Source organism: Sphingobacterium sp. Ag1 (assembly GCF_000988325.1).
Lineage (GTDB): Bacteria > Bacteroidota > Bacteroidia > Sphingobacteriales > Sphingobacteriaceae > Sphingobacterium.
Genome location: NZ_LBGU01000002.1, coordinates 1 through 1,634 on the forward strand (window position 1 = coordinate 1; position 1,634 = coordinate 1,634).

The window sequence follows — 1,634 nt, forward strand, 5'->3', positions numbered from 1 at the left end:
CGATGACAGGAACAAGCTGATAGTATCCTCCAATATACATAAATTTATTTAAGAAATGAGGCATAAATCGATGGCAAAATTGCTGATTTGGATGAAATGCCCGTTTTAATTGGTCTAGGGAGATGAAGCAAAAAATCTGTTTTTTATCAGAATTTTTGCTAAGTTTGATACAGTAGTTTATAGGGGGAAAATAATCAAGAATTTGTATGATTTTAGTTGTTGATAGCGGCTCTTCAAAGTCGGACTGGAAGTTGGAGTTGCCAGATAGTGCACCTATCTCATTCAGTACAAATGGACTCAATCCTTTTTTTGTGAATGAAAAGGAAATCACACGCGTTATTAAGGAGATACCCGAAATTATTCCCTATGCCGATGAAGTTACCGAGTTGTATTTTTTTGGTGCGGGATGCATTACGCCCGATCGTCGGGAAATGGTTTCAAATGCATTGACACCCTTGTTCGAAAACGCTTACATTTCTGTTGAGAACGATCTTTTTGGTAGTGCCTTAGCGACCTGTGGTAATAAAAAAGGGTATGTAGCGACATTAGGAACGGGGTCTGATTTGAGTTTTTTTGACGGGGAGGAGCTAATGCCCTCGCATAATGGAAATGGCTATGTATTAGGTGATGAGGGCTCAGGGGCATATTTTGGAAAAAATCTCGTCAGACTTTTCTTATATGGCCGTATGCCGAAAGATCTGAACGAAAAATTTGCGAACAAATACAGAATCAATAAAGAGATTGTCATCAAAAATGTTTATCAAAAAGAACGTCCAAATGCTTTCTTAGCATCTTTTGCGCCGTTCATGTCCGATAATATTACCCATCCCTTTATTATTGATCTGGTAAAGAGTGGATTTGAAGAATTTGTTCAAGCTTCAATTCTGACCTATCCCGACTATAATAAATATGCATGTCACTTTGTGGGTTCTATTGCGTATAGTTTTGATTTAATCTTGCGGGAAGTCTGTGAAGCACATCAGATACAGGTAGGGACCATTTTAAAATCTCCTATCAACGAGCTTTTTGATGCGGTATTGGAAAGAGAAAGTAATTCATTGTTAAGTCTTTAAAATAATTAAATATGATTATTGCAACTATTATGGTGTATATGTCAATGTTATTTGGCAATCCCAGCTTTTATGATTTTAAGTTTACGACACTTGAAGGGCAAGAAGTGAAAATGTCCGATTTCAAGGGAAAGAAAATATTGATCGTGAATACAGCCTCGAAATGTGGTTTTACAAAACAGTACAAAGATCTGGAGGAATTGCACAAAACCTTTGGTGATAAGCTCGTCATTATTGGCTTTCCGGCAAATAATTTTGGACAACAGGAACCGGGTTCAAATGCGCAGATTCAAGAGTTTTGTGAACAAAATTATGGTGTTGATTTTCTAATGGCCGAAAAGGTCGATGTAAAAGGAGATCAAATTTCACCCCTGTTTAAGTATTTGACCGCTCAGGAGAACCCAGATTTTAAAGGTGATATCAAATGGAACTTTGAAAAGTTTTTGATTGATGAGAACGGCAAACTTGTCCATCGTTTCCGTTCCGCGACGAATCCACTGGACCCGGCCATTGTAAACTGGGTGGAAAACAAGAAATAGTAAAAATAACAAAATAAAAAAGCTG

Annotated in this window: 2 protein-coding genes; both read left to right on the forward strand. The window is 37.3% G+C overall.

The window, feature by feature from the left end:
• Positions 1-206 precede the first annotated feature (206 nt).
• The gene (locus AAW12_RS00010; protein ID WP_046671579.1) at positions 207-1,073 is read left to right on the forward strand and encodes an N-acetylglucosamine kinase; all 867 of its coding nucleotides are present in this window, start codon (positions 207-209) and stop codon (positions 1,071-1,073) included.
• An 11-nt stretch (positions 1,074-1,084) separates the two neighbouring features.
• Positions 1,085-1,609 (forward strand): glutathione peroxidase, encoded by a 525-nt coding sequence (locus AAW12_RS00015; RefSeq protein WP_046671580.1) that lies wholly within the window; start codon positions 1,085-1,087, stop codon positions 1,607-1,609.
• Positions 1,610-1,634 lie beyond the last annotated feature (25 nt).